This window comes from Microbacterium foliorum, assembly GCF_003367705.1.
GTDB classification, from domain to species: Bacteria; Actinomycetota; Actinomycetes; order Actinomycetales; family Microbacteriaceae; genus Microbacterium; species Microbacterium foliorum.
The window spans coordinates 2,123,872-2,150,686 of the sequence record NZ_CP031425.1; the positions used below are offsets into that span (position 1 = coordinate 2,123,872).

Sequence of the window (26,815 nt, forward strand, 5' to 3'; positions counted from 1 at the left end):
ACCATCATGCACACCACCCCCCTTTCCCGAGTGACCGCGATCCTCACGGTCTCGCTGCTCGCCCTCACCGGCTGCGCGGCCGGCAGCGCGCCCGCCGAGACGAAGAGCGCCCCTGCGGGCGACGTCGTCATGATCGACGATGCCTGGGTCAAGGCGGCCGATGACGGCATGTCGGCCGCGTTCGGCGTGCTCTCCAACAGCGGCGACGAGGATGTGACCGTGGTCTCGGTCTCCTCCCCCGCCTCCGACATGATGGAGCTGCACGAGACCGTCGAGAACGAGTCCGGCGAGATGGTCATGCGCGAGATCGAGGGCGGATTCGTCATCCCCGCCGGCTCGGAGCTCACGCTGGAGCCGGGCGGGAACCACATCATGCTGATGGATCTCACCGCGCCGCTGCTCGCCGGCGACGAGGCGACGTTCACCCTCACCTTCTCCGACGACTCGACCTACGAGTTCAGCGCTCCGGTGAAGGACTACTCGGGCGCGAACGAGAACTACGAAGACGGCTCCGAGCACGAAGAGGGCATGGATCACTGATGGCGGCGCCCACTGAGGGCGCCCGCTCCCGTCGCTCCGGGTCGACTCGGCGGCAGTTCCTCCTCGGAGGAGCTGTCGCCGGTGTCGGCGCGGTCGCAGCGGTAGGAGCGGACATCGCCCTGAATCGACCCTCGACGGACAGCACGGCCGTCTCCACCCCGATGAACGGTACCGAGACCGTGCCGTTCTTCGGCGCGCATCAGGCCGGGGTGGACACCGCCGCCCAGGCGCACGGAGTCTTCGTGGCCCTCGATCTGCACGTCGACACCGACCGGACCGCGCTGACCCGCCTGATGCGCATCCTCACGGACGACGCCGCGCGCCTCACACAGGGACGGCCCGCGCTCGCGGACTCCGAACCCGAGCTCGCGCTCTCTCCTGCGCGCCTCACCGTCACATTCGGCTTCGGTCCCGGATTCGTCGCGCGGGCGGGTGGCACCCCGCCGACCTGGCTCGGTCCCCTCCCCGCCTTCCGCGTGGATCGGCTGCAGCCCGAATTCTCCGACGGAGACCTGCTGCTGCAGATCGCCGGAGACGATCCGCTGACCGTCGCCCACGCCCTGCGGATGCTGCTGAAGGACGCGCGCGGGTTCGCCGACGTCCGCTGGACCCAACAGGGTTTTCGCCGCGCCTACGGCACCGAACGTCCGGGTACGACCATGCGCAACCTGTTCGGCCAGGTCGACGGCACCACCAACCCGGAGCCCGGGACGGCCGACTTCGACCGGATCGTGTGGACCGAGGAGGGCTGGCTCTCCGGAGGCACGGGCATGGTCATCCGCCGCATCCGCATGGACCTCGACAAGTGGGACCGCCTCGATCGCAGCGGCCGCGATGCCTCGGTCGGTCGGACTCTCGCGAACGGCGCACCCCTCACCGGCACCAAGGAGTTCGACGAGCCGGACTTCGAGGCGAAGACCGCGATCGGCTTTCCGGTCATCCCCGCGTTCGCGCACATCCGTCGCGCTCGCGGCGACGGGACCGAGCGGATCTTCCGGCGCGGCTACAACTACGACGAGCGTCCGAGCGGTGCCGAGGTCTCCGAGTCGGGTCTGCTCTTCGTGTGCTTCCAGGCCGACATCGAGCGCCAGTTCACGCCGATGCAGAAGCGCCTCGACGAGCTGGATCTACTCAACGAGTGGACCGTTCCGATCGGCTCGGCCGTGTTCGCCGTGCCACCGGGATGCGCCGAAGGCGGGTTCATCGGTGAGACCCTCCTCACGGGAGGGGTGGGCGCATGAGCGTCCGTGAACGCCCCGTCGTCTCCCCTCGAGATCCCGGCGGGCCGCCTCGTCGACGCGGAGGCTCCCCTCTCGGCGCCCTGTTGCTGCGCCTGCACTTCTACGCCGGGATCCTGGTGGGCCCGTTCATCCTCGTCGCGGCACTCAGCGGCGCGCTCTACGCGCTGACCCCGCAACTCGAACAGGCAGTATACGCCCACGAGCTGCATGCGCCGGCACCGGATTCCACGGTGCCGCTCGCCGCGCAGATCGAGGCCGCGAACGCTCACGTGGGTGCAGGGACGGCACTGTTCGCCGTACGCCCGGCACCGGAACCCGGAGACACGACGCGCATCATGTACGCCGTGGACGGTCTCGGCCCGAGCGAGTCGCTGGCCGTGTTCGTCGACCCCGGCACGGCGCAGGTCCGTGGGGAGCTGGTGGTCTACGGCACCAGCGGCGCCACTCCCCTGCGCACCTGGGTCAGCAACCTGCACCGTACCCTGAACCTCGGCGACCCCGGCCGGGTGTACAGCGAACTCGCGGCCTCCTGGCTCGGGATCATCGCCATCGCCGGCATCGCGCTCTGGGGGATCCGGCTGCGCAAGGCCAAGGTCAAGCGCGATCTCCTTCGCCCCGACCCCGCCCATCGCGGGTATCGCAGGCTGTTCGGCTGGCACGCCTCGCTCGGCGTATGGGTGCTTCTGGGAGCACTGTTCCTGTCAGCCACGGGAATCACCTGGTCGCAGTACGCCGGGGCGAACGTCGACACCCTGCGGGCTGCCCTCGACTGGGGAACCCCCACGGTCAGCACCAGCCTCGACGGCACGACGGCCGCGGCCGACGGACACGCGCATCATCACGGCGCGGACAGCGCCCCCAGCGGATCGGCGAACCCGGCGACGTTCGACGCGGTCCTCGCGATCGCGCAACGACAGAACGTCAACACCGGACAGGTGGAGATCAAGCCGCCCGCCGAGCCCGGGGCGGCCTGGACGGTCCGTGAGATCAAGACCGGATTCCCCACCGAATCCGACTCTCTCGCGATCGACGGAACCACCATGCAGGTGGTCGACCGCGTCGACTTCGCCGACATCCCGCTCGCAGCCAAGCTCGCGAGCTGGGGCATCAACATCCACATGGGGGTGATGTTCGGACTCGCCAACCAGATCGTGCTGTTCGTCGTCGCTCTCGCCATCGCCGCCATGGTCGTGCTCGGCTACCTGATGTGGTGGCGACGGCGTCCGGGGCGCAACCCGTCGCGGATCGTCGGAACCCCTCCAGGGCGGGCGCTCCGGGGGGCGCCGTGGTGGGAGATCGGGATGGTCGCAGTCATCGCGGTCTTCGTCGGTCTCTGGCTGCCGTTGGTCGGCTGGACGCTGCTGGGGTTCCTCGTCCTCGACACGCTGATCCCCTGGGTGCGCCGCGCGGCACACGCCCGTCGGCCACCGGGACATCAGGAGGTATGACGCCGGCTACCCTTCGCCGACGGCGCCGTCAACCCGCTGCCGCGCGACCGGTGCGCACTCTATGGTCGCCATCACACACACGAGAGGAGTCACCATGTCCACACCGATCCCCCCGCTGGTCCCGCGACCCGACGACGACGCCGACATCGACGGCGTGCCGCAGCGCGAGGTCGACGGCGAGAAGGTCCTCGACACCGATGTCGACGCGGATCAGGTCGACGGGGTCACGGCAGACCGACTCGCGGCGGAGCAGCCGGCGGACGCCGACTGAGCCGCTTCGCGACCGAACCGACTCATGACTGCGGGGCAGGGCCACCTCGGTGGACCTGCCCCGCAGTCTGTGCTCAGCGCGTCTTTCAGGTCGCGTAGAGCGGTGGCAGATGCGGAATGGGGATCGGCCTCGTCGCCCTGCTCGGATCCTGGATCCGTGCGACCTCCTCCAGCACCTCCTGCGCGTTCGCATACCGTGCCGACAGCGGCAGATCACGAAGCCAGACGACCTCGACCTCCGTGTCCGCGTATTCATAGACGCAGCCGACGACGTTGCGCGGGTCATCGACCGGGTAGCGACGGTCATTGATCACCCACTCCGACGGAGTGACACGATGAAGCACGTATCTGGGCTCTGGATCTCCTGTCATGCGGTTTCCCTCCAACACTCATCCCCCACTCCGATGATCTGTCGGAGAGGTGCCCAAGCACAGCCCCCTTGACAGGCTTCGAAGTGGCGTCGAGTGCGGATCAGCCCGCAGGGCGGATCGTCAGATCCGTGAGAGCCGCGTCATCCGGAAGGTCGAGCGCCGTCAGAATCGTGGACGCGACGGATTCGGCCGTGATGAACCGTTCGGGTTCGTACTCGCGGCCCTCCTGCTGATGCACGCGCTCCTGCATCGGGGTGGCGGTGCGACCCGGGTAGATCGACGTGACCCGCACACCGTGCTCCGACTCCTCAGCTCGCAGGGAGTCGGCCAGCGCCCTGAGCCCGTGCTTGGAGGCGGCGTACGCCGACCACCCGGCATGGGCGTGCAGGCCCGCCCCGGAGTTGACGAAGATCACCCGCGCTCGGGAGACGCGCAGCACCGGGAGCAGGAGGCGCGTGAGTTCTGCAGGTCCCACGAGGTTCACCGCAAGCTGCCGCTCCCACAGGTTCGCCGGCAGGTCGGCCACAGGGCCGAGGTCGACGACACCCGCGACGTGGATGAGAGAGTCGATGCGTTCCGGAAGCGGCTGCTTCGAGAACGCCCACGACAGACGCCCCGGCTGGGCGAGGTCGCCGACGAGGGCGGTGGCCCCGGGCAGTCCGGCGGTGATCTCCTTGGCGCGTCCGGCGTCACGGGCGAGGATGGTCACCTGATCGCCGCGCTCGAGGAGGCGGCGCGCGACGACCGCGCCGATCCCCGATCCGGCACCGGTGATCAGGTGTGCACGCATGTCAGTCGCGGTCTGCGGCCGCGGCGGACTCGGAGAGCTCGAACGGGACCACCGGGCAGTCCTTCCACAGACGCTCGAGACCGTAGTACACGCGCTCCTCCTGGTGGAAGACGTGGACGATCAGGTCGCCGAAGTCGAGCAGGACCCAGCGGGCCTCCGCACGGCCCTCGCGGCGGACCCGCTTGTGACCGGCCTCGATGAGGCGGTCCTCGATCTCATCGGCGATCGCGGCGACGTTGCGCTCGCTGTTTCCGGTGACCAGCAGGAAGATGTCGACGAGCGGAAGAGGCTCCGACACGTTGAGCGCGACAAGATCCTCACCGCCCTTCGAGACGGCGGCGTCTGCCGCGAGCTGGAGCATCTCTTCGGCGGTTTCAGGTGACTGCATCAGAACACATTCGTGGTGAAGGCGACGATCAGGGAAACGCCCAGCGCGAGCGCAAGACCACCCGCCACGATCGCGAGGATGAGCATGAGCTTGTTGCCCTTTTCGGGGGCTGGCGGGCGGATGACCTCGCCGGCGGGCTTGATGGTGCTGACCGCCGCGCTGGCGGCGATCGGCGTGGGCGAGGATGCCGGGGGCAGCTCGCCGTCGATGAGCACGGCGTCGATGTCCTTGCCATCGGTCGTGCCGTGCGCGTGTCCCTGCGAGCCGAGGCCCCGGGGCAGCTCGTAGGAGCCCGTGATCAGGATCTCTCCGGTGGACGCGACCGGTCCGGAGAGATCACCGTCGCCTGCGGACGGGGTGAAGATCAGGGTGTTCGGAGCGAGGTGCTGGGATCCCGTCGAGTCGCCGACCGTGAGCAGCTCGTCGAACGACGGGGCGAACGGCGCGCGGGCCTCACTCGGGTCGGTCAGAAGGTCCTGCCCGAATGCCGGGTTGACCGTGGGATTCTCCTCCGCGGCGATCTCGGCGGCATCCGCGTCGTCGACATCGGCGAGGACATCTGCGGACTCAGCGGAGTCCGTCTCGTGATCGGCGCCGAGGCCGAGCTCCGCGACCGAGGCGGCGGGGTCCTCGTCGTGCGTCTGCAGGGCGGACTCGTCTGCGGCGAGAACGGGCTCGTCGCGGACGTCGTCGACGACGTCGATGGTCTGTGCCGGCTCGCCTGCTGACGGAGCGATCGCGGCGCTCACGGGGGCGGGAAGCTGTGCGGCATCGGAATCGTCCGCGTCAGCGTCGTCCGCGTCAGCGTCGTCCGCGTCAGCGGACGTCGCGGAGCCGGCACGCTGTCGCTCGAGCTCTCGAACCTGGCGGCGCGTCAGGCCTCCGGCACCCGCGGGCGAGGTGGGGATGGTGGGAGTCGTCGCGGCGGCGGATGCGGCATCCGACGATTCGGTGCTCTCGTCGTGCTTCTGCGGACTCGCGTCGCGCTTCTCGGCGCTCGTGTCGCTGCGCTCGGACGCTGCGGACGTCGCGTCGGGCACGGCTGAGGCGGCCGCTGCAGCCTCCTCCGCGGTGATGACCGGCGTGGAACCCGTCAACCGGATCTCACGCAGCTGCTTTCGCGTCAGCGGACCCTGCTCCTGCCGATCCGATGTACTCATGCCTTGCTCCGATACAGATGATGCTTCGCGATGTATTGAACGACTCCGTCGGGAACGAGATACCAGACCGGCTCGTCGTCTCGGACCCGCGCACGGCAGGCCGTCGACGAGATGGACAGCGCCGGCACCTCCAGTTGGCTGACGTTGTCGCTGGGGAGGCCATCTGTGCTCAAGACGTGTCCTGGGCGTGAGACCGCGACGAAGTGGGCCAACTCCCACAGTTCATCATGGTCCCTCCAACTGAGAATCTGCGCCACGGCGTCGGCACCGGTGATGAAGAAGAGCTCGGCGTCGGGACGCCGTTCCTTGAGGTCGCGCAGGGTGTCGATCGTGTAGGTCGGCCCTTCGCGATCGATGTCCACCCGACTCACGGTGAACTGCGGATTGGATGCCGTCGCGATGACCGTCATCAGATAGCGGTGCTCGCTCGGCGTGACCTCGGCCTTCTGCCAGGGGCGTCCGGTGGGCACGAAGACGACCTCATCGAGATCGAAGGAGTGCGCGACCTCGCTGGCGGCGACCAGGTGCCCGTGATGGATAGGGTCGAAAGTGCCGCCCATCACACCGATGCGCGCCGGACGCGAGGTCGTGTCGTTCATAGGCGCCTAGTGGCCGTGCCCTGCCTCGTGGCCGTCCTTGCCGTGGCGCGCAGCCCAGGCGTCCGCTTTGGCGGAGTGGCGGTTGGCGACGTTCTTGTACGACATGGTGACGAAGCCGAGGAACGCGAAGACGATGATCGCGACGACGCCGAAGATCAGGGTCTCGAGCTGGACGTTGCCGTGGTGCTCGGTCTCGGCGGCGGCCATCGCGATCTGTGCGACGAGGTTCATCGTGACTCCGTTTCGTGGCTGGCGGGCTTGGCCCACCAGGAGCCACAGCGCCCCCTAGTCTAGCCCTCAGCTGCGGGTCTGCCCCGACCCACGCGCCAGCCATTTCGTGCTCGTCAGCTCGGAGAGTCCCATCGGGCCTCTGGCGTGCAGCTTCTGGGTCGAGATGCCGACCTCTGCACCGAAGCCGAACTCGCCCCCGTCGGTGAAGCGGGTCGAGGTGTTCACCATGACGACGGCAGAGTCGACCTCTGCGAGGAACCGCTCGGCGTTGCGTGTGTCGGTCGTGATGATCGACTCCGTGTGGCCCGTGCTGTAGCGACGGATGTGGTCGAGGGCGTCGTCGAGGCTGTCCACGACCTTCATGGCGATGTCGAGGCTGAGATACTCGGTCGCCCAGTCCTCATCTGTCGCGGGGATCACATTCGAGACGAGTCCGGCCACCATGTCGTCGCCGTGGATCGCCACGCCCTCGCTCTGCAGCGCGCTCGCGACGAGGGGCACCAGGCGCGGCGCGGCCTGTCGCAGCACGAGCACGGTCTCGACCGCGTTGCAGACGCTGGGCCGCTGCACCTTCGCGTTCACGACGATGTCGCGCGACCAGTCGTCGGGGGCGCTCTCATCGAGCACGATGTGCACGTTGCCCGCACCGGTCTCGATGACGGGAACGGTCGACTCGGTGACCACGGTCTCGATGAGACCTGCGCTGCCGCGAGGGACCAGCACATCGATGTAGCCGCGTCCGTTCATCAGCGCCTTCGCACCGTCGCGGCCGAAGTCATCGACCGTCTGCACGGCCTCAGGGGTCACCCCGGCACTCTGCAGCGCCTCGCGCATGATCTGCACGAGGACCGTGTTCGAGTCGCGGGCTGCGCTGCCGCCGCGCAGCACGACGGCGTTGCCGGAGCGCAGAGCGAGAGCGGCGATGTCGACGGTCACGTTCGGCCGGGCCTCGTAGATCGCTCCGACCACGCCGAACGGCACGCGCACCTGCTCGAGCGTCACCCCGTTCGGCATGCGGTGCCCGCCGACCACGCGTCCGACCGGGTCGGGCAGCGCCGTGACCTCTCGCACCGCCGACGCGAGCGCACGCACGCGCTTCTCGTCGAGCCTCAGCCGGTCGATGAGCGAGTCGCCGATGCCGTCGGCCTCGCCGCGGGCGACGTCGCGGCTGTTCGCCTCGATGATCGTCGCGGCGTTCTGCTCGAGGGCGACCGCGATGGCTTCGAGCGCACGGGCCTTGTCGTCGCTCGTCAGTGCGGCGGTGGCGCGGGACGCCTCCTTGGCACGCGCGAGGCGCACCTGCGGGGTCTGGTCGGTCATCCGCCCAGTCTAAGAGAGCGCCGGCTCGAACCAGGTTCCTATTTCGGCCCCGGCGAGAGCCTTGTCGACGAGGTCGGCACTGGTCACGAGCACGCCGATGCCGGAGGCCGCTGCCAGGCGCGCCGCCGAGACCTTCGTCGCCGCTCCCCCGGTGCCGACGCTGTTGACGACGGTCGAACCGAACTCGAGACCGGAGAGGTCGGCGTCCGGGGCGACCACGTCGATCGGCACGGCAGACGGGTCGGACGGGGGCCTCGTGTACAGGGACTCGATGTCACTGAGCAGCACGAGTGCGTCTGCCTCGATGAGCTGCGCCACGAACGCCGCGAGACGATCGTTGTCGCCGAAGCGGATCTCCTGGGTCGCCACCGTGTCGTTCTCATTCACGATCGGCAGGATGCGGAGTCCGAGCAGCCGCTCCATGGCCCGTCGGGCATTGCTGCGTGAGGTGGGGTTCTCGAGGTCACCGGTCGTCAGGAGCACCTGGCCCGCCACGATGTCGAAGGGGCGCAACGACTCCTGGTACCGGTAGACGAGGATGTTCTGCCCGACGGCGGCCGCCGCCTGCTGCGTGGCGAGATCGGTCGGACGCGCATCGAGGCGGAGGAACGGGATGCCGGTCGCGATCGCTCCCGACGAGACGAGCACCACCTCGGCACCGCGCGCGTGCGCAGCCGCGAGGGCCTCGACGATGATCGGGATACGCCAGGAGGACTCTCCGCTGATCGAGGAGGATCCCACCTTCACGACGATCCGTGATGCCGAGGCGAGATCCGCCCGCGAGCGAGCGGTCACTCCCCGTCCTCGCGGTAGGCCGCGAGCCGCTGCGCCTCGACCTCGGCACGGGCCTCGGCCTTGGCATCCATGCGCTCGTAGTAGGTCTCACGACGCTCCGACGTGGTGCGACGGCTGTTCGGCGCGAGGCGGGGGTCGGTTCCACGCGGTGCGCTCATGAGCTCGGCCGCGGAGGTCATCGTGGGCTCCCAGTCGAAGACGATGCTGTCGCCCTCGCCGATCACCACGGTCGACCCCTGCACCGCGCCGAGGCGGAAGAGCTCGTCTTCGACGCCCAGCTTCTCGAGGCGGTCAGCCAGGTATCCCACGGCCTCCTCGTTCTGGAAGTCGGTCTGCTGCACCCACCGCACCGGCTTCTCGCCGAGGATGCGGTAGACGTTGCCATACGTGCCACCCTCGACACGGATCTCGAAGCCCTTCTTGGGGCCCCGGGGGCGCAAGATGACACGCTCACGCGGCACCTCGGTCGCAGCGAGCTCGGCGCGGTACGCGTCGACGATCTCACCGAGCGCGAAGGTCAGCGGACGCAGACCCTCGTGGGAGACCGTGGAGATGTCGAACACGCGGAAACCGCGGGCCTCGAGATCGGGTCGCACGAGTTCGGCGAGATCGCGCGCCTCGGGCACGTCGATCTTGTTGAGCGCGATGAGCTGCGGGCGCTCCAGCAGAGGGGTCTGCCCCTCGGGCACCTCGTATGCCGCGAGCTCGGCGAGGATCACGTCGAGGTCGGAGATCGGGTCGCGTCCCGGCTCGAGCGTGGCGCAGTCGAGCACGTGCAGCAGGGCGGTGCAGCGCTCGACATGGCGGAGGAACTCGAGGCCGAGGCCACGCCCCTCGCTGGCGCCCTCGATGAGCCCGGGCACGTCGGCGACGGTGTAGCGCGAGTCGCCGGCCTGCACGACGCCGAGGTTCGGATGCAGCGTCGTGAACGGGTAGTCGGCGATCTTCGGCCGTGCCGCGGAGATCGCGCCGATCAGGCTGGACTTGCCTGCGGACGGATATCCCACGAGTGCCACGTCGGCCACGGTCTTGAGCTCGAGGACGACATCGCCCTCGACACCGGGAGTGCCCAGAAGGGCGAAACCGGGCGCCTTGCGCTTGGGGGTCGCGAGTGCGGCGTTGCCGAGGCCGCCATGGCCGCCCTTGGCGACGACGAAGCGCTCGCCGGGCACGATCATGTCGATCAGCACCTCACCGGCGGGGTTCTTCACCACGGTGCCGACCGGCACGGGGAGCTCGAGCGTCTCGCCGAGGAATCCGGCGCGATGATCACCCATTCCGGGGCCGCCGTTTCCGGAGCTGCGGTGCGGCGAGTGGTGGTACGAGAGCAGCGTTCCGGTCTGGGTGTCGGCCACGAGCACGATGTCGCCGCCGTCACCGCCGTTGCCGCCGTCAGGCCCGCCGAGGGGCTTGAACTTCTCGCGGTGCACCGAGACACAGCCGTTGCCGCCCTTGCCCGCGCGCAGATGCAGCGTCACGGTGTCGACGAAACTGACCATGTCTCTCTCCTCAAAAAAAGATTCGGGGCGGGCCGAAGCCCGCCCCGAATCGGATGTCTACTGTCGTGCTGTGATCACTCGGCAGCGGCGACGATGTTGACGACCTTGCGGCCGCCCTTCGCACCGAACTGCACCGCGCCTGCGGCAAGAGCGAACAGCGTGTCGTCGCCACCACGGCCGACGTTCACGCCGGGGTGGAAGTGCGTGCCACGCTGGCGGACGATGATCTCGCCGGCGAGAACCTGCTGTCCACCGAAGCGCTTGACGCCAAGTCGCTGAGCGTTGGAGTCACGACCGTTACGGGTGGAGCTTGCGCCCTTTTTATGTGCCATGTCCTGGTCTCCTCGGTCTTACTTGATGCCGGTGATCTTGACGCGCGTGAGCTCCTGACGGTGGCCCTGGCGCTTCTTGTAGCCGGTCTTGTTCTTGTACTTCTGGATGATGATCTTCGGGCCGCGGAGGTTGCCGATGACCTCAGCCGTGACCTTGACCTTCGCCAGCGAGTCAGCGTCGGTGGTCACCGTGGCGCCGTCGACGAGCAGCACGGCGGCCAGCTCGATCTTCTCGCCCGAAGCAGCCTTGACACGGTCGAGCTGAACGATCGTGCCGACCTCGACCTTCTCCTGCCGCCCACCGGCGCGCACTACTGCGTAAACCACTTCATACCTGTTTCGTTGGGGAGCTCGCGGCTCCGAGATCTCACGGGAAGACTGTTGCTTGCATGCATCGCAGGGCGACGGGCACGAATGCAAGACTCTCCGCTCCGACCGTCCAGGACGACGCGGCATACGCACCAAGGGACTACTTTACCGGATGCCGGACACTGTGGCAAAACGCGCCCTCCGGTGTGTCCGGTCCTAGGCTGGTCGGGTGACCGTTCTCGTCGACGAACCCCGCTGGCCCGCCCACGGAAGACTGTGGGCGCACCTCGTCAGCGATGACAGCCTCGACGAGCTGCACGCCTTCGCGCGCACCCACGACGTGCCTGCGCGCGCCTTCGATCTCGACCACTACGACGTGCCGGAGGATCTCGTCCCCCGGCTCATCGCCGCCGGCGCCGAACACGTCGACGGCAAGGAGCTCGTGCGTCGGCTGATCGCCTCAGGCCTGCGCATCCCCGCCCGCGACCGGCGCTGACGAGTCGGAGTTCACCGACACGGGAGTGCCCGTCAGAGCTGCCGTGGACACCCGACGGCGACCCCGACCCTGCCCCGGGGCCTTGGGCTCGGGCAGCGCGTCGAGCACCGAGTCGAGCAGCGCTTCAGCCGGCGACTTCGGCGAGGCCTTGCGGTCGGAACCGCGCTTCTTGCGCGGCTTCTTGGCCCGCTCCTGCGCGGCGGGGGCCTCCGTGGTCTCGGTCGAGGGCGCCACCGCATCCGGCAGCTCCTCCGCATTCGGAACCCGCGTCGATGCCGCGATCTGCGCGAGGGCCGACTTCGCACCCTCAGGGATGCTGTGCGTCGTGACCGCGGCCGGAGCCGAGTTCTGCGACGGACCGTTCCCTCCGCGCTGGCGGCGGTTGGACGACGAGTTGCCGTTGCCGTTCCCGTTGCCGTTGCTGCTCGACCGGTGCTTCACGACGGGGTCGTGGTGCACGATCACGCCGCGGCCGGCGCAGACATCGCACGCCTCGCTGAAGGTCTCGAGAAGACCGAGCCCCAGCTTCTTGCGGGTCATCTGCACGAGTCCGAGCGAGGTGACCTCGGCGACCTGATGCTTGGTCCGGTCGCGGCTGAGGCACTCGATCAGACGGCGCAGCACGAGGTCGCGGTTCGATTCGAGCACCATATCGATGAAGTCGACGACGATGATGCCGCCGATGTCGCGCAGCCGAAGCTGACGGACGATCTCCTCCGCGGCCTCGAGGTTGTTCTTGGTGACGGTCTCCTCGAGGTTTCCCCCGGAGCCGACGAACTTGCCGGTGTTCACGTCGACGACCGTCATGGCCTCGGTGCGGTCGATGACCAGCGAGCCGCCGGAGGGCAGCCAGACCTTGCGGTCGAGCGCCTTCTCGATCTGCTCGGTGATGCGGAACGCGTCGAAGGGGTCGGCCTCGTCCTCGTAGGACTCGACGCGCTCCAGCAGGTCAGGGGCGACGCTCTCGAGGTAGGCGCGGATCGTGCGCTGCGACTCCTCCCCCTGGATGAGCATCTTCGTGAAGTCCTCGTTGAAGACGTCGCGGACGATCTTGACGAGGAGGTCGGGCTCGGCATGCAGCAGCGCGGGCGCCTGCTGGTTCTCGACCTGCGTGCGCACGTGCTCCCACTGCGACGTCAGACGCTGCACGTCGCGGGTCAGCTGGTCTTCGGTCGCGCCCTCGGCGGCGGTGCGGACGATCACTCCCGACGACTCCGGGAGCACCTCCTTGAGGATGCGCTTGAGGCGCGCGCGCTCGTTGTCGGGCAGCTTGCGGCTGATCCCGTTCATCGATCCACCCGGCACGTACACGAGGTACCGGCCGGGGAGGGAGATCTGGCTGGTCAGGCGGGCGCCCTTGTGGCCGACCGGATCCTTCGTGACCTGCACGAGGACGCGGTCTCCGGCCTTGAGCGCCAGCTCGATGCGGCGGGGCTGGTTGCCGGTCTCGACGCCGTCCCAGTCGACCTCGCCCGAGTAGAGCACGGCGTTGCGGCCGCGACCGATGTCGACGAACGCGGCCTCCATGCTGGGCAGCACGTTCTGCACGCGGCCGAGGTAGACGTTGCCGATGAGCGACGCATCCTGGTTGCGGGCCACGTAGTGCTCGACGAGCACGCCGTCTTCGAGCACGCCGATCTGCGTGCGACCGTTCTTCGAACGCACGACCATCTTGCGGTCGACCGACTCGCGGCGAGCCAGGAACTCGGCCTCGGTGACGACCGGGCGACGACGCCCCGCGTCGCGACCGTCGCGGCGACGCTGCTTCTTCGCCTCGAGACGCGTGGAGCCCTTGATCGCCTTGGGCTCGGTGATGTACTCGACGACGCGCTGACGCGGCTGGCGCGGCTCATCGCGCTGCTCTCGGGGCTCGCGGGGCTCGTTCTCGTCGGAGCCGCCACGGCGGCGGCGGCCTCGGCGGGCTCCCGGCTCGTCCTGATCGCGGTCCGCGATCCGGTCGAAGACGCGCTCGCGCTCAGGACGCGCGGGCAGCGGCAGGACCGCGGGTGCGTAGAAGTGCAGCTGCGTCGAGACCTGGGAGACGAAGACCTCCGGAAGCAGCCCGAGAGACACCGCGGTGACGGGCTTGTCGTCCGCGGGCTTCTCGTCGGCAGGGTTCTCGTCGGCAGGCTTCTCATCCGCAGGCTTCTCGTCCGCAGGCTTCTCATCCGCAGGCTTCTCGTCCGCAGGCTTCTCATCCGCAGGCTTCTCGTCCGCAGGCTTCTCGTCGGCAGGCTTGTCGGCCGGCTTCTCGTCGGCAGGCTTCTCGTCCGCGGGCTTCTCGTCCGCGGGCTTCTCGTCGGCGGGCGGCTCGACCTCGTCGGCGGTGGACTCCTCCTCCGCGGATGCGTCGTGCGTCTGCTCGGCGTTGTCGGGAGCGTCGGCGGTGCCGTCGACCTCCGTCGCGTCGGCGACTACCTCTGCGGGTGCGTCGGCATCCGCAGCGAGGTCGAGGGTGGGGGCGTCGTAGTCATTGTTGTCATCGGCCATCTCTGGCTTGCTCCTCGTGCGGACGCGTCGTGCTCCGCTAGATCTCATGCGGTACCCGCAGGTTCCGCGAACTCATTCGGTGTGCGACCGGCTCATGGCTCTGGTCACGAGGGGCATACGGCCCCGAAGTCTGCGTCGATGCCCACCACGACCGGGTCGAGCGGTGCATCACAGGTCATTATCGCACCAACTTCGCGGTATCGCGGCATCGAGGTGGGCACGCGTCGTTTTCTCCGGTGCGCTTTCGCCCGATCCATAGCGATCACTGAGATACTCCACACATGAGCGAGCAGCGCACCCGCCCCGTCTTCTATGCCGTCTGGCTGATCATCGCGAGTGTGATCGGCTGGTTCGCCGCCTTCCAGCTCACCGTCGAGAAGTTCACCCTTCTGCAGAATCCGAGCGATGCGCTGTCCTGCGACATCAGCCCGTTCATCCAATGCAGCAAGAACCTCAACTCGTGGCAGGGAGAGGTGTTCGGCTTCCCCAACCCGATCATGGGCCTGTCGGGATGGATCGCACCTCTCGTCGTGGGCGTCGCGATCCTCGCGGGCGCGCGCTTCCCGCGCTGGTTCTGGCTCACCTTCGGCGCCGGCGTGACCTTCGCCTTCGGCCTCGTCTGCTGGCTGATCGCGCAGAGCCTGTACGACCTCTTCGTGCTGTGCCCGTGGTGCATGATCACCTGGGCCGTCACGATCCCGACGTTCTTCGCGACGATGCTCCACCTGACACGCAACGGATCGTTCACCCGCAGCGAGAAGGCACGCGAGCGCGCCGACAAGCTCATGGTCTGGGTGCCGCTGGCGACGATCCTCTCCTACGCCGTCGTCATCGTGCTCGCACAGCTGCAGGGGCTGGACTTCCTCGGAGAGATGGCACGCCTCATCTTCTGATCCTCTGCTCGCACCGACGACGAAGCCCGCCGCACGAGATCGTGCGGCGGGCTTCGTCGTCGGTGGTGCGTCAGTCGAACCAGATGCCGAGTTCGCGTGCGGCGGACTCGGGGCTGTCCGAGCCGTGCACGAGGTTCTGCTGGACCTTGAGGCCCCAGTCGCGGCCGAAGTCGCCGCGGATCGTGCCGGGTGCGGCGGTGGTCGGGTCGGTGGTGCCCGCGAGCGAGCGGAATCCCTCGATCACCCGGTTGCCCGCGAGACGGATCGCGACGGACGGACCCGAGAGCATGAACTCGAGGAGCGGCTCGTAGAAGGGCTTCCCCTCGTGCTCGGCGTAGTGCTCGGCGAGCAGGTCGCGGTCGGGCTCCACGAGGCGGATGTCGACGAGGGCGTAGCCCTTCGACTCGATGCGCGCCAGGATCGCTCCGGTGAGGCCGCGCGCGACACCGTCGGGCTTGACGAGGACGAGGGTTTCTTCGGTGGCCATGTCATTCACTCTCTGTCTGAGTCTCGGTCGCGGGCCCGGACGGACGGCGTGCGTCCAATCGAGCCCCCATGATCGTCGCATATCCCCACATGCCGCCGAAAATCACGACGACGAGGAGGATCGCGGGCACCAGGATCGCAGACACTGCTATGACCGCCTGCAGGATCCATCCGGCCGAGATCGCCCAGGGCTTCGTGATCATCCCGGCGACCGCTATGCACGCGAGCCCCACGACCGCACCGCCCACGATGCCCCACCACTGGGGGATGCCGTCGGGAAGCGTCTTCAGACCGAAGACCGTGAGACCCGCGAGGAAGACCACGACCGATTCGAATCCGAGCACGATCGGTGCGAGCTTCTGCACGAGCGTTCGAGGCGGACGGGGCGCACGCGGCGAACGGGTGGGCGTCGGATCCGCACTCACGCGTGCCACCCCGACTTCCAGTCCTCCTCCTCGGCGAGGGCGATCGCCTCGCCGGCGAGCACCACGGACCCCGCGATGACCACGGCCCGACGCTCGGACGAGGATGCCCATCCGCGGGCCGCGTCGGCGGCATCCGCCAGCGTCGGGTGCACGGTCGCTCGCTGTCCCGTCGCCTCGACGAGGTCCGCGATCACATCGGCGTCGCTCGCGCGCTCCGACTCCGGCGCGGTGGCGAACACGTGCGCGCCGGTCGGCGCGAGCGTCGCCACGATTCCCGCCGCATCCTTGTCGGCGAGAACGCCGAGCACGACGCCCCATTCGTCGAAGTCGAAGCTGTCGTCCATCGCCTGCGCCAGCGCGGCCGCGCCGTGCGGGTTGTGAGCGGCGTCGACGATGACGGTCGGGGCGATGCCGAGCAGCTGCAGTCGGCCGGGCGACGTCGCACCCTGCAACCCCTCCGAGACGATGTCGGCGGCGATCCGCTGCGTCCCGCCCCCGATCAGCGACTCGACGGCGGCGACGGCGAGGGCGGCGTTGTGCCCCTGGTGCGCTCCGTACTGCGGCAGATACTCCTCGGTGTACTCCCCCGCGAGCCCGCGGACCGAGATCAGCTGTCCGCCGACGGCGAGCTTCTGATCGCTGAGGCCGAACTCTTCTCCCTCGAACGCGATCGTGGCGTTCTTCTCGGCGGCGACGCGACGAAGCACCTCCGCGGCCTCCGCGGGCTGCTCGGCGGAGACGACCGCCGCGCCCTGCTTGATGATCCCCGCCTTGACCGTCGCGATAGCCGCGATCGTGTCGCCCAGGCGATCCGCGTGATCGATGTCGATCGGCGCGAACACCGCGACGTCTCCGTCCGCGGTGTTCGTCGAGTCCCACTCGCCGCCCATGCCCACCTCGAGCACGAGCACGTCGACCGGGGCGTCCGCCACCGCCACGAACGCCAGTACCGTCAGCAGCTCGAAGAACGTGAGAGGCTCCTCACCTGCCGCGACGAGTTCGGCGTCGACGATGTCGACGAACGGCTCGATCTCTTCCCACGCGTCGCCGACCGCGGCGTCCTCGATGGGCTCGCCGTCGATCATGATGCGCTCGGTGAACCGCTCGAGGTGCGGGCTCGTGAACAGTCCGGTGCGCAGACCGTGCGCACGCAGCAGGCTCTCGATCATCCGAGCCGTCGACGTCTTGCCGTTCGTGCCGGTGATGTGGACGACACGGTAGGTGCGCTGCGGATCGTCCAGGTACGCGAGAATCCGCGCCGTGCGCTCCTTGCGGGGCTGCACCCACCGTTCTCCGGCCCTGCTCAGCAGCGTCTCGTAGACGGCATCCGCCCTGTCGCGTGCGCTCATGCGCTGACTCCGATCCTGCTGACCGAGACCGTGAAGTCGCCGCGGTTCGCATACGTGCCCTGAGCAACGGTCGCTGAGTGCTCAGGTGTGGTCGGCACCTCACCCTGCTCGAGAAGCACCTCGTCCTTGGCGCCGAGCATGAAGGCGGTCGACAGCGTCTCGCCCGCGATATCAGCCGCCTCGAAGGCGCTGCGCACCGCGAGGAGGTCGTCGCCGGAGGTGAACCACAGTCGCAGCGCGATCCGGTCGCTCACATCGAAGCCCGCATTCTTGCGGGTCTCCTGCACAGCGCGGATGACGTCGCGCGCGAGGCCCTCGGCCTCGAGCTCGGGCGTCGTCTGCGTGTCGAGAAGAACGAAACCGCCCGACGGCACGAGGGAGAGGGCCTCCCCCTCGGGGCGCCCTGCGGTCTCGAGCACGAGCTCGTACTCCGACGGCTCGAGCGCGATGCCGCCGGCGGTGACGACTCCGTCGGTCTCTGACCAGTCGCCCGCCTTCGCGGCCTTGATCACGGTCTGCACGTTCTTGCCGAGGCGCGGACCCGCGGCCCGGGCATTGACGCTGAGCCGATGACTGATCCCGTAGTCCACGGCGGTCGTCTCCGACTGCGCCACAAGCTCGACCGACTTGACGTTGAGCTCCTCGCGGAGGATGTCCTCGAACTGGCCGAGGCTCGCGGCGAGCGGCGACACGACGGTCAGACGCGCCAGCGGAAGACGCACGCGCAGCTTCTCCTTCTTGCGCAGGGCGTTGCCCACGCGCGAGAGCTCGCGGACGGCATCCATCGCGTCGCGGATCTCGTCGGCGGCCGGGAACTCGGTGTCGTCGGGCCAGTCCTGCAGGTGCACACTGCGCCCGCCGGTCAGCCCCTGCCACACACGCTCGCTGACGAGCGGCACGAGCGGTGCCGCGACACGCGTCAGCGTCTCGAGCACGGTGTACAGCGTGTCGAAGCTGTCGATCGCGGTCTCTGAGGTCGACGAGGGGTCCCAGAACCGATCGCGCGAGCGACGGATGTACCAGTTGGTGAGCACTTCGGCGAAGTCGCGCAGTCGCGCCGAGGCCGTGGTGGAGTCGAGCCCCTCGAGGTCGGCGCGCACCTCGCGCACCAGATCGCCGAGACGCGCGAGGATGTAGCGGTCGAGCACGTCGGTGGAGTCGGTGCGCCAGGTCGCCTCGTAGCCGCCGGGCTTCGCCGCGTTCGCATACGTCGCGAAGAAGTACCAGGAGTTCCACAGCGGCAGCAGGAACTCGCGCACGCCCGAGCGGATGCCCTCCTCGGTCACTGCGAGGTTGCCCCCGCGCAGCACCGAGCTGGACATCAGGAACCAGCGCATCGCATCCGAGCCGTCGCGGTCGAGCACCTCGGACACGTCCGGGTAGTTGCGCAGCGACTTCGACATCTTGTAGCCGTCGTTGCCCAGCACGATGCCGTGGCAGCTGACGCCGGTGAACGCCGGGCGGTCGAACAGCGCGGTCGACAGCACGTGCATGACGTAGAACCAGCCGCGCGTCTGACCGATGTACTCGACGATGAAGTCGGCCGGCGCGTGGGCGTCGAACCACTCCTGGTTCTCGAACGGGTAGTGCACTTGCGCGTACGGCATCGAGCCGGAGTCGAACCACACGTCGAAGACGTCCTCGATGCGTCGCATCGTGCTCGTGCCGGTCGGGTCGTCGGGGTTCGGACGCGTGAGGTCGTCGATGTACGGGCGGTGCAGGTCGATCTCGCCCTCGGGGTTGCGCGGCAGCGTGCCGAAGTCGCGCTCCATCTCCTCGAGCGACCCGTAGGTGTCGACCCGCGGGTACTCGGGGTCGTCGCTCTTCCAGACCGGGATCGGCGAGCCCCAGTAGCGGTTGCGGCTGATCGACCAGTCCCGCGCACCCTCGAGCCACTTGCCGAACTGGCCGTGCTTGACGTTCTCGGGCACCCAGGTGATCTGCTCGTTGTTCGCGAGCAGGTCGTCCTTGATGTCGGTGACGCGGATGAACCAGCTCGAGACGGCCTTGTAGATCAGGGGGTTCCGGCAGCGCCAGCAGTGCGGGTACGAGTGGACGTAGCTCTGCTCGCGCAGCAGGCGTCCCTGCGAGCGCAGCAGACGGATGAGGGGTGTGTTCGCGTCCATCCAGAGCTCACCGGCGACGTCGGTCACCGTGGAGAGGAACCGCCCGCCGTCGTCGAGCGACAGGATGGTGGGGATGCCGGCAGCCCCGGCGACCCGCTGGTCATCCTCGCCGTAGGCCGGAGCCTGGTGGACGATGCCGGTGCCGTCGCTGACCGTCACGTAATCGTCGACGAGGATGCGCCAGGCGTTCTCGGTGCCGTGGACCTCGGCATCCGCGAAGTAGTCGAACAGACGGTCGTAGGTGACATCCTGCAGCTCGGAGCCGCGAACGGTCGCGTGGACGGCGGCGAGCGCCTCGTCGAGATTCTCGTAGCCGAGATCCTTCACATACCCGCCGAGGAGCTCCTTCGCGAGCAGGTAGCGGTGCGCGGAGGCCTCGACCACGGCATCCGTGCTCCCCTCCGGTGCGTGCACGTCGGCTGCACCGAGGGGGCCCGCCGGCAGGACGACGTACTCGATGTCGGGTCCCACGGCGAGCGCGAGGTTGGTCGGCAGGGTCCACGGGGTCGTCGTCCAGGCGAGCGCACGCACGGCCGTGAGGCCGAGGGCCTCGGCCTTGGCGCCGGTCAGGGGGAACGTGACGGTGACCGACGGGTCCTGACGGTTCTGGTAGACGTCGTCATCCATGCGCAGCTCGTGCGCGGAGAGCGGCGTCTCGTCTCGCCAGCAGTACGGCAGCACCCGGTATCCCTCGTAGGCGAGGCCCTTGTCGAAGAGGGTCTTGAACGCCCAGAGCACGCTCTCCATGTATCCGAGATCGAGTGTCTTGTACCCGCGCTCGAAGTCGACCCACCGCGCCTGGCGGGTGACGTAGTCCTGCCACTCGTGGGTGTACTTGAGCACCGAGTCCCGGGCCTTCGCGTTGAAGACGTCGATCCCCATGGCCTCGATCTCGCTCTTCTCGGTGATCCCGAGCTGCTTCATGGCCTCGAGCTCGGCCGGGAGACCGTGCGTGTCCCATCCGAACACGCGGTCGACCTTCTTGCCGATCATCGTCTGGAAGCGCGGGAACACGTCCTTCGCATAGCCGGTGAGCAGGTGGCCGTAGTGCGGCAGTCCGTTGGCGAACGGCGGGCCGTCGTAGAAGACCCACTCGTCGGCGCCGTCGCGCTGCTCGATCGAGGCGCGGAAGGTCTGGTCGGTCTGCCAGAAGTCGAGCACCTCCTGCTCGATCTCGGGGAACCGGGGGCTCGGTGCGACAGAGGCAGCCTGGTCGGCGGCGGGTCCGAAAGAGGAACGCGGGTAGGTCATGTCGTCTCGCAGGAGTCGTGGCGGATGCTGCTGCGAGGACGATCCGTCCGGATTTTCGTCCCGGGGAACCGCGGTACCACCTCGCGTGCCGCGCCTCACGGCGGAGCCACTCTCACTGCGGCTGTGACGGGCCTGCCCCGCTCGGTTCTACTGAGCCCTCCCTCGCGGGACGACCGTTCTTCCGAGAGCTCCCCGGTGATGGCCGGATCCATGCTCGTCCACCCATTGTACGCGCGGCCACGGCGTGGTGGTGCCTGCGTGCAGACGACAGGCTGTCGCACCCACCCTCTACCCTCGAGTCATGGCCCGCTCCCCCGAATCCCCCGCGGCTCCCCGCGTCTCCCCGCCCGACCTCCCGCAGCATCTGGATCCGGCCTCCGCCCGACGCAGCGCCGACCTGCTCGCCGCGAGTCTCGATCTCACGGGAACCGTCGATCTCGCCCACTCCTCGCTCGAGCAGTGCGCGATCACCGCAGATGCCGATTCCGTGGATCTGACCGGCGCCACCCTGATCGATGTCGACCTCGGCGACGTGCGCATCGCCTCGCTGCGGATGCGCGATGCGAGCATCCGTCGGGTGCGCATCGGCGGAGGGCGGATCGGCACCCTCGATCTGAGCAGCGCCCGCATCGACGAGCTGCTGCTCGGCGATGTGCGCATCGACTACCTGAACCTCGGCGGAGCCAAGGCCACCGACGTCGAGATCGGGCGATGCGACATCCGCACCGTCGACATGCCGCAGGCCGAACTGACCCGGGTGCGCTTCACCGACACCCGTTCCGACGAGGTCGACCCTCGGGGCATGCGGGCGACCCACACGGATCTGCGCGGGCTCGACGCGGCCGCGTTCCTCGACGCGAACAGTCTGCGCGGCACCACGCTGAGCGGGTTCCAGGTGCAGCAGCTGGCGCCTCTGCTGGCGGCGGGCATCGGCATCCAGGTCAAGGACTGATCGAGCCGCTCGCCTCCAGAAGCTCGCGCGTGAACGGATGCTGCGGTGCCGCGAACACGTCGGCGATCGGTCCCTGTTCGACGATCACGCCGTCCTGCATCACCAGCACCTCGTCGGCCATCGCGCCGACGACGTCGAGATCGTGCGAGACGAAGATCATCGTGAGCCGACGCTCCCGCTGCAGCCGACGCAGCAGCCGGAGCACCCGCTCCCGCACCGAGGGGTCGAGCGCGGAGACCGGCTCGTCGAGCACCAGCACGTCGGGATCCGCGGCGAGCGCGCGGGCGATCGCCGCACGCTGACGCTGTCCTCCCGAGAGCGCGATCGGCCGGCGGGCGGCATGAGACGCATCGAGACCGACCTCGGCGAGCAGTTCGGTCACCCGTGCTGCCCGCTGAGCGCGCGGTACCCCGCCGGCGGCGAGCGCCTCGCGGAGCGAGCGTGCGATCGTCCACCGCGGGTCGAAGGCACCGAGCGGATTCTGATGCACGAGCTGCACCCGCCGATCGCCGATCCATCGCAGGGATCCCGCATCGGGGGCCTCGATGCCCACGATCATCCGCGCCAGGGTCGTCTTGCCGGAGCCGGACTCCCCCACGATGCCGAGGGTGCGTCCACCCGGCACGGAGAACGATGCACCGCGCACGGCGGAGATCTCGCCGAAGTCCTTCGTCACCTCGACGGCGACGAGGACGGGGTCGGCGGCGCCTTCGGGGCTCTGATGCGGCTCATGCATGGTCGCCGCGATGAGCTGCCGGGTGTAATCGTGCTGCGGCGCCTCGAGCACGTCGCTCGTCGCCCCCTCTTCGACCACCCTCCCGTCGCGCATCACGAGCACGCGGTCGGCGATGCGTCGCACGGCGGCGAAATCGTGGCTGATCAGCACCACGGCGGTGCCCGCATCGGCGATCTCCCGGAGCAGGTCGAGGATGCGCGCCTGCACGGTGGCATCGAGTGCGGTGGTCGGCTCATCGGCGACGAGCACCGCGGGGTCGGCGGCGAGCGCCGAGGCGATGAGGGCGCGCTGACGCAGACCCCCCGAGAGCTCGTGCGGGTACTGCCGCGCTCGTCGCTCGCCGTCGGGCATCCATACCCGGTGCAGCAGCTCCTGCACCCGGGACTGCAGCGCATGCCGCCCGGAGGCGAGCCGGTGGATGCGCAGCGGCTCGGCGATCTCGGAACCCACGCGCTGCAGCGGATCCAGCGAGACGAGGGCGTCCTGGGACACCAGACCGATGCGGCGCCCTCGGAGCGAGCGCCACCCGTGTTCGCCCAGTCCGCGGGCATCGGTACCGTCGACGACGAGCCGGTCCGCCTGCACTGTCGCCCCGTCTGGCGCGAGGCCGAGCAGGGCGCGGGCGGTGAGCGTCTTGCCGGCCCCGGACTCTCCCACGATCGCGACGCACTCACCACGGGCCACAGTCAGCGACACCCCGTCGACGACCGGAGCACCGCCGAAGTCGATGCGGAGCCCCTCCAGCTCCAGCGCGGCCGTCACGAGGCACGCCCGTCCGCGCGGGCGCGCAGCACCCTGCCGACCACCGTCGCCGAGATCACCGTGAGGGTGATGGCGATGCCGGGGAACACGGCGATCCACCACGCCTGGCCGAGCACGTTCCGCCCGCCCGCGAGCATCAGACCCCATTCCGGCGTGGGCTCCGACGGTCCGAGTCCGAGAAAGCTGAGTCCGGCGGCGGCGAGGATGCTCGAGCCGATGCCGATCGTCGCGAGCACGCTCAGCGACCCGAGCACCCCGGGCATCACATGCCGGAGGAACGCTGCGACAGGCGGAACCCCGAGGATGCGCGCGGCCTCGACATGCTCAGCTCGACGGAGGGTGCGCGTCTGCACGCGCGCGAGCCGGATGTACACGGGCACGGCCGCGAGTGTCACGGCGATGGCGATGTTGACCGGTCCCGGTCCGAGGACCGCCACGACCACGAGCGCCACCAGGAACTCGGGGAACGCCATGAGCACGTCGTTGACCCGCATCAGCGCCGCGTCGACGGCGCGGGGAGCGAGCGCGGCGAGCGCGCCGACGAGCAGCCCCACCGCCAGCGCGATGCCCGTCGCGAGCAGGCCGATGCCCACCGAGCGACCCGTCCCGTACACGAGCCGTGAGTAGACGTCGCGCCCGCTCTGATCGGTGCCGAGCAGATGCGCGGGGCTCGGGGGGAGCATGGCGGCCCGCACCTCCGTCTGCAGCGGGTCGTGCGTGGCGAGCACCCCGGGGAACACGGCGGCGAAGGCGATCACCAGCAGCACGACCGAGGCCCCCCACACCAGTGCCGTCTGCGCGCGCGTCATCGGTCCCTCCCCCGTGCGGTGCGCAGCCGCGGGTCGAGGAGCGGATGCAGCAGCTCGACCACGAGGTTGACGACGACGAAGACGATCGCACTGAACAGGATGACGCCCGTGATCACCGGCAGGTCGCGATTGCTGATGGCGGCGAGCGTGACACGGCCGAGTCCCGACCTCGCGAAGACGGTCTCGACCAGCACGGCGCCGCCCAGGACGGAGCCGGTCAGGTACGCCGCGAGGGTCATCGCGTTCGCCGCACCGTGTCGGAGCCCGTGACGCAGCGTGAACCACGAGCCCCCGGCGCCGCGCGCCCGCACGGTGTCGGCGAACGGCATCCGCTCCGCCTGGACCAGTCCGTCGCGCAGCACCTGGCTGAGCAGCGCGGCGACGGGCAGCGCGAGCGTGACGGCCGGCAGCACGATGGTCGCCGGGTTGCGCGCCCCCGAGACAGGGAACCACCCCAGCCCGAACGCGAAGACGCTCAGCAGCAGGAGACCGATCCAGAACACCGGCGACGACAGGATCACGAGCTCGATCCCCGCCGCGACGGCGCGCGCCACCTGCCCCCGCACGAGCAGTGCCGCGGCGAGCGCGAGCACCACGGCGATCACGAGCGCCAGCGCAGAGAGCTGCAGAGTCGAGCCGAGCTGGCGACCGATCACCTCCGTGACCGGCATCCGCAGCTGGTAGGACTCGCCGAGGTCGCCACGGGCGAGCTGCGAGATGAACGAGAGGTACTGCTCCAGTGGCGGGCGGTCGAGACCGAGCTCCGCGCGGATGCCGTCTTTCACGGCGTCGCTGACCTGAGCCTGGGGCCCGAGCATCACCGACACCGGGTCGCCGGGGATGACCCGGAACGCGAGGAAGACCAGGGTGGCGGCACCCCACAGCACGATCACGACCGTGCCTGCGAGTCCCGCGATCCTCACGAGCGCCGTCTTCACCGTTCGCGCCCTCTCGACGATGCCCGAGCACCCCTGCGCGCGCGCTCGCTCACGAACGATACCGCAGCGTCACAGGGGCCCGGGGTTCCGGCGGTCAGCGGACGCTGACGTCGTAGAACAGGGGGCGCCCGTACAGGTCGTACGCTAGGCCGTCGATCCGCTCTCCCACGGCCGTGATGGCGGAGGGGCTGTAGAGCGGGACGATCGCCGTGTAGTCCGCGTTCCACTCCTGCACCTGCGTGTAGATATCGTCACGGACCGTCTGATCGCTGGACGCAACCGCCTGTTCGAGCAGGGAATCGACGTTCGGGTCGGTGACCTGCGACGCGTTCTGGAACCCGTCCGTGTGCAGGTGCGCACGCAGGAAGTCCGGATCGACACCCGAGAAGCCCCAGTCGGTGAGGTCGAAGGTCTTCGGCTCGTACTGCTCGTTGTACGCACCGGGATCGAGCTCTTCGCGCACCACCTCGAAGCCGATCTTCTTGAGGTCGGACTGGATCGCGTTGGCGAGCGCCGCCCGGTCGTCCGGCACGGGCGTCCACGCGATCCATCGCACGGACAGCCGCTTGCCGTCCTTCATACGGATGCCGTCGCCGTCGCGCGCGGTCCAGCCGGCCTCGTCGAGAAGCGCGCCCGCCGCGTCGGGGTCGAACGGGTGCTCGCCCTCGAGCGCCGCGTCGTAGCCGGGGGTGGTGGATCCGAGGACGCTCCACGCGCGAGGGAACTGACCGAAGAAGATCTCCTCGACGGCGGCGTCGACGTCGATGCCGCGCGCGAAGGCCTGACGCACCTTCTCGTCGGCGAACACGCCGTACTTCTCGTTGAGGTACAGCGAGTACGGCAGGCCCGGGTACTCGACGGAATCCACCGTGATACCCTCGCCCAGTCCGCCCGCGAGGTTCGGCGGGATGTTGCTGGCGAGGTCGGCCTCTCCGCTCTCGATGACGCCGGTGCGCACCGATGCCTCGGGCTGGATCTCCACGCGCAGCGTCTCGACGCCGGGTGCCTTCGAGCCGTGCGGTCCCCAGGCGTAGTCGTCGTTGCGGGTGTAGACGATCTCCTGATCCGGCGTGTACTCGGTGAGCTCGTACGGGCCGGTTCCCACCGTGATGCCGGGGCCACCGGCCTTCAGCTGGTCAGCGGAGTCCGCGAGGACCGCCGGCGAGTAGAACCCGAGCTGCGGGGTGCTCGCGGCCTGCAGGAACGGGGCGTACGGCTGACTGAACCGCACCGTCACGGTGTGCTCGTCGACGACTTCGGTGCCCTCGTAGAAGTCCGCCCCCATCATGCTGGCCGCCTGCGCCGACTCCGTCTCGGGGTCGACGATGCGATCGAAGTTCGCCTTGACCGCCTCGGCGTCGAAGGGCTCCCCGTCGGTGAAGGTCACGTCGTCACGGAGGGTGAACGTGTACTCGGTGCTGTCGGGCGAGACCTTCCAGTCCTTCGCCAGCCAGGCGCTGAACGAGCCGTCGTCCTCCTGGAAGACCAGGGAGTCCAGCACCGCGCGCTGCACCATCCCCGAGACGTCGAGCTGGCTCACCTGCGGATCCATGTGTCCCGCAGCGAGGTTCGCTCCCTCGATCGACCACACGAGCTCACCGCCGTCGGCGTCGGACGCGGGGGCCGCGCAGGCGCTCAGCAGGAGCGCGCTCGCGGCGAGGGCGGCACCGAGCGGGATCGCGCGGCGCAGAAGAGTGTGGGGCATGCTGTTCCTCGGGAGGGAATGCGGGGAGACGACGCGGATGCATCAGTTCTTGGACTCGATGCAATTGTAGATCCTGCGCACACCCCCGGGGGTCGGGAGGCACG

The 26,815-nt window shown here is 69.0% G+C and carries 27 protein-coding genes; 7 read left to right on the top strand and 20 right to left on the bottom strand.

What is annotated here, in order from left to right:
• Window positions 1-6 precede the first annotated feature (6 nt).
• From DXT68_RS10010 to DXT68_RS17075, 4 genes are all read left to right on the top strand, one after another.
• On the top strand, window positions 7-540 hold the full coding sequence (locus DXT68_RS10010) for a copper chaperone PCu(A)C (protein ID WP_045254691.1): 534 nt from the start codon (window positions 7-9) through the stop codon (window positions 538-540).
• Complete coding sequence (locus tag DXT68_RS10015) at window positions 540-1,781, top strand: Dyp-type peroxidase (protein ID WP_045254637.1); 1,242 nt, start codon at window positions 540-542, stop codon at window positions 1,779-1,781. Before DXT68_RS10010 ends, DXT68_RS10015 begins: the two co-directional genes overlap by 1 nt.
• Window positions 1,778-3,229, top strand: coding sequence for a PepSY-associated TM helix domain-containing protein (locus tag DXT68_RS10020; protein WP_045254638.1), 1,452 nt, complete (start codon window positions 1,778-1,780; stop codon window positions 3,227-3,229). Before DXT68_RS10015 ends, DXT68_RS10020 begins: the two co-directional genes overlap by 4 nt.
• A 94-nt stretch (window positions 3,230-3,323) precedes the next feature.
• Entirely contained in the window at window positions 3,324-3,500 is a 177-nt protein-coding gene (locus DXT68_RS17075) for a hypothetical protein (protein ID WP_167541599.1), read from the top strand.
• Between the two features lie 85 nt (window positions 3,501-3,585).
• Here the strand turns inward: DXT68_RS17075 and DXT68_RS10025 are convergent, their stop codons facing one another.
• From DXT68_RS10025 to rplU, 11 genes are all read right to left on the bottom strand, one after another.
• The gene (locus DXT68_RS10025) at window positions 3,586-3,843 is read right to left on the bottom strand and encodes a hypothetical protein (RefSeq protein ID WP_230109298.1); all 258 of its coding nucleotides are present in this window, start codon (window positions 3,841-3,843) and stop codon (window positions 3,586-3,588) included.
• 127 nt (window positions 3,844-3,970) lie between these two features.
• A complete protein-coding gene (locus DXT68_RS10030; protein WP_045254640.1) occupies window positions 3,971-4,660 on the bottom strand; it encodes an SDR family oxidoreductase in 690 nt (229 codons plus the stop codon).
• Window position 4,661: 1 nt separating this feature from the next.
• Window positions 4,662-5,048, bottom strand: coding sequence for a ribosome silencing factor (gene rsfS / locus DXT68_RS10035; RefSeq protein ID WP_045254641.1), 387 nt, complete (start codon window positions 5,046-5,048; stop codon window positions 4,662-4,664).
• Window positions 5,048-6,208: a hypothetical protein gene (locus tag DXT68_RS10040; RefSeq protein ID WP_045254642.1), complete on the bottom strand. Its 1,161-nt coding sequence runs from the start codon at window positions 6,206-6,208 to the stop codon at window positions 5,048-5,050. Before DXT68_RS10040 ends, rsfS begins: the two co-directional genes overlap by 1 nt.
• Complete coding sequence (gene nadD, locus DXT68_RS10045; RefSeq protein WP_045254643.1) at window positions 6,205-6,807, bottom strand: nicotinate-nucleotide adenylyltransferase; 603 nt, start codon at window positions 6,805-6,807, stop codon at window positions 6,205-6,207. Before nadD ends, DXT68_RS10040 begins: the two co-directional genes overlap by 4 nt.
• Before the next feature lie 6 nt (window positions 6,808-6,813).
• Window positions 6,814-7,038: a hypothetical protein gene (locus DXT68_RS10050; RefSeq protein ID WP_045254644.1), complete on the bottom strand. Its 225-nt coding sequence runs from the start codon at window positions 7,036-7,038 to the stop codon at window positions 6,814-6,816.
• A gap of 66 nt (window positions 7,039-7,104) precedes the next feature.
• The gene (locus DXT68_RS10055; RefSeq protein WP_045254645.1) at window positions 7,105-8,358 is read right to left on the bottom strand and encodes a glutamate-5-semialdehyde dehydrogenase; all 1,254 of its coding nucleotides are present in this window, start codon (window positions 8,356-8,358) and stop codon (window positions 7,105-7,107) included.
• Between the two features lie 9 nt (window positions 8,359-8,367).
• Window positions 8,368-9,153, bottom strand: coding sequence for a glutamate 5-kinase (proB, locus tag DXT68_RS10060; RefSeq protein ID WP_045254646.1), 786 nt, complete (start codon window positions 9,151-9,153; stop codon window positions 8,368-8,370).
• Entirely contained in the window at window positions 9,150-10,652 is a 1,503-nt protein-coding gene (obgE, locus tag DXT68_RS10065; RefSeq protein ID WP_045254647.1) for a GTPase ObgE, read from the bottom strand. The genes proB and obgE overlap by 4 nt, the downstream gene beginning before the upstream one ends.
• A 74-nt stretch (window positions 10,653-10,726) precedes the next feature.
• Complete coding sequence (rpmA, locus tag DXT68_RS10070; protein WP_028501603.1) at window positions 10,727-10,984, bottom strand: 50S ribosomal protein L27; 258 nt, start codon at window positions 10,982-10,984, stop codon at window positions 10,727-10,729.
• 18 nt (window positions 10,985-11,002) lie between these two features.
• Window positions 11,003-11,311 carry a 50S ribosomal protein L21 gene (rplU, locus tag DXT68_RS10075; RefSeq protein WP_167541600.1) on the bottom strand — a complete coding sequence of 103 codons (309 nt, stop codon included), beginning with the start codon at window positions 11,309-11,311 and terminating at the stop codon, window positions 11,003-11,005.
• Window positions 11,312-11,522: 211 nt separating this feature from the next.
• Here rplU and DXT68_RS10080 point away from each other — a divergent pair, with 211 nt between their 5' ends.
• Window positions 11,523-11,789 (top strand): DUF4031 domain-containing protein, encoded by a 267-nt coding sequence (locus tag DXT68_RS10080; RefSeq protein WP_045254649.1) that lies wholly within the window; start codon window positions 11,523-11,525, stop codon window positions 11,787-11,789.
• Here the strand turns inward: DXT68_RS10080 and DXT68_RS10085 are convergent.
• Complete coding sequence (locus tag DXT68_RS10085; protein WP_045254650.1) at window positions 11,754-14,279, bottom strand: Rne/Rng family ribonuclease; 2,526 nt, start codon at window positions 14,277-14,279, stop codon at window positions 11,754-11,756. The two genes, DXT68_RS10080 and DXT68_RS10085, sit on opposite strands and share 36 nt — an antisense overlap.
• Before the next feature lie 281 nt (window positions 14,280-14,560).
• On the opposite strand from DXT68_RS10085, the gene DXT68_RS10090 reads away from it, so the two are divergent.
• Complete coding sequence (locus DXT68_RS10090; protein ID WP_045254651.1) at window positions 14,561-15,172, top strand: vitamin K epoxide reductase family protein; 612 nt, start codon at window positions 14,561-14,563, stop codon at window positions 15,170-15,172.
• Between the two features lie 70 nt (window positions 15,173-15,242).
• On the opposite strand, the gene ndk is transcribed toward DXT68_RS10090, so the two are convergent.
• The 4 genes from ndk to ileS are packed head-to-tail and all read right to left on the bottom strand — an operon-like array spanning window position 15,243 to window position 20,809.
• The gene (ndk, locus tag DXT68_RS10095; RefSeq protein ID WP_045254652.1) at window positions 15,243-15,659 is read right to left on the bottom strand and encodes a nucleoside-diphosphate kinase; all 417 of its coding nucleotides are present in this window, start codon (window positions 15,657-15,659) and stop codon (window positions 15,243-15,245) included.
• A gap of 1 nt (window position 15,660) precedes the next feature.
• Window positions 15,661-16,092: a DUF4233 domain-containing protein gene (locus tag DXT68_RS10100; protein WP_045254653.1), complete on the bottom strand. Its 432-nt coding sequence runs from the start codon at window positions 16,090-16,092 to the stop codon at window positions 15,661-15,663.
• Window positions 16,080-17,432 (bottom strand): bifunctional folylpolyglutamate synthase/dihydrofolate synthase, encoded by a 1,353-nt coding sequence (locus DXT68_RS10105; RefSeq protein WP_045254654.1) that lies wholly within the window; start codon window positions 17,430-17,432, stop codon window positions 16,080-16,082. Before DXT68_RS10105 ends, DXT68_RS10100 begins: the two co-directional genes overlap by 13 nt.
• Window positions 17,429-20,809, bottom strand: a complete 3,381-nt coding sequence (gene ileS / locus DXT68_RS10110) for an isoleucine--tRNA ligase (RefSeq protein WP_045254655.1) — start codon at window positions 20,807-20,809, stop codon at window positions 17,429-17,431. Before ileS ends, DXT68_RS10105 begins: the two co-directional genes overlap by 4 nt.
• A 301-nt stretch (window positions 20,810-21,110) precedes the next feature.
• Here ileS and DXT68_RS10115 point away from each other — a divergent pair, with 301 nt between their 5' ends.
• Window positions 21,111-21,761, top strand: coding sequence for a pentapeptide repeat-containing protein (locus DXT68_RS10115; RefSeq protein ID WP_115760489.1), 651 nt, complete (start codon window positions 21,111-21,113; stop codon window positions 21,759-21,761).
• Here DXT68_RS10115 and DXT68_RS10120 read toward each other — a convergent pair.
• The 4 genes from DXT68_RS10120 to DXT68_RS10135 all read right to left on the bottom strand — a co-directional run bounded on the left by DXT68_RS10120 (window position 21,751) and on the right by DXT68_RS10135 (window position 26,711).
• On the bottom strand, window positions 21,751-23,259 hold the full coding sequence (locus DXT68_RS10120; protein WP_045253801.1) for an ATP-binding cassette domain-containing protein: 1,509 nt from the start codon (window positions 23,257-23,259) through the stop codon (window positions 21,751-21,753). The genes DXT68_RS10115 and DXT68_RS10120 overlap by 11 nt on opposite strands.
• Entirely contained in the window at window positions 23,256-24,068 is an 813-nt protein-coding gene (locus DXT68_RS17145; protein ID WP_045253800.1) for an ABC transporter permease, read from the bottom strand. The genes DXT68_RS10120 and DXT68_RS17145 overlap by 4 nt, the downstream gene beginning before the upstream one ends.
• Window positions 24,065-24,991, bottom strand: coding sequence for an ABC transporter permease (locus DXT68_RS10130; RefSeq protein WP_230111699.1), 927 nt, complete (start codon window positions 24,989-24,991; stop codon window positions 24,065-24,067). The genes DXT68_RS17145 and DXT68_RS10130 overlap by 4 nt, the downstream gene beginning before the upstream one ends.
• Window positions 24,992-25,100: 109 nt before the next feature.
• Window positions 25,101-26,711: an ABC transporter substrate-binding protein gene (locus DXT68_RS10135; protein ID WP_045253798.1), complete on the bottom strand. Its 1,611-nt coding sequence runs from the start codon at window positions 26,709-26,711 to the stop codon at window positions 25,101-25,103.
• Window positions 26,712-26,815 lie beyond the last annotated feature (104 nt).